This is a genomic window from Oribacterium sp. oral taxon 078 str. F0263, assembly GCF_000469565.1.
In the GTDB taxonomy this organism is placed as follows: Bacteria; Bacillota; Clostridia; order Lachnospirales; family Lachnospiraceae; genus Oribacterium.
The window spans coordinates 1-885 of sequence record NZ_KI273130.1 but is presented as its reverse complement, the minus strand read 5'-3'; the positions used below and the strand labels follow the sequence as shown (position 1 = coordinate 885).

Annotated in this window: 1 pseudogene; it reads left to right on the top strand. The window is 47.9% G+C overall.

Features of this window, described 5'->3' with window-relative positions:
- A pseudogene (locus tag HMPREF1986_RS13325) lies at positions 1-885 on the top strand (IS1634 family transposase); the annotation flags it as partial.

Below are 885 nucleotides of genomic sequence, written 5' to 3'. Positions count from 1 at the left end.
GATTCTCATGTTTTTTGATTTCCAGGTTGATGTCCCGGATGCCCCGGGACTTCTTGTAAGGAAAAAAAGAGGAAGCTATTACTCTGTTGAATACGAATACGAACGCGCTTACAATCCGGTCAAACAGTACACCTACCCGAAGCGTGCAATGATTGGCAGGCAGCTGAACAAAGATGACCGGAAGATGTGGCCCAACGAGAACTTCCTGAAATATTTTCCTGATGCAGAGCTTCCGGAAGCGATGGACAGGACAGCAAGAAGTCCTTATCTCAGCGCAGGAAGCTTCATCGTACTAGAGAAGCTCATCGATGAGTATCATCTGCCTGAGCTTATGCAGAAATACATGAACAGGAAGGACGCGGGACTCCTGCTCGATCTTGCGTGCTACTCCATTGTTTCGGAGGATAATGCAGGCCAGTATTATCCTGATTACGCATACTGCCATCCTCTGTTCACCAGTGACATGAGAATTTACAGTGATTCGAAGGTGTCAGATTTCCTTCACAGTATCAGAGCGGAACAGACGGTCGGTTTTCTGAACGGCTGGAACGAAAGAAGGAATAAGAGAGAAAAGATTTATATCTCCTATGACTCCACCAACAAGAACTGTCAGTCCGGGGACATCGACATGGTGGAGTTCGGCCATCCAAAGGAAGATGCGGGGCTTCCGGTCTTCCATTATTCTGTCGCCTATGACACTGCCAACCGCGAGCCTCTCTTCTATGAGCAGTATCCAGGCAGCATCAACGACGTGTCACAGCTGAGATACGCCGTGGATAAAGCGTATTCCTATGGATACAGGAAACTTGGATTTATCCTGGACCGCGGTTACTTCAGCCGTGCGAACCTGGCCTACATGGATAAAAACGATTACAGCTTCATCAT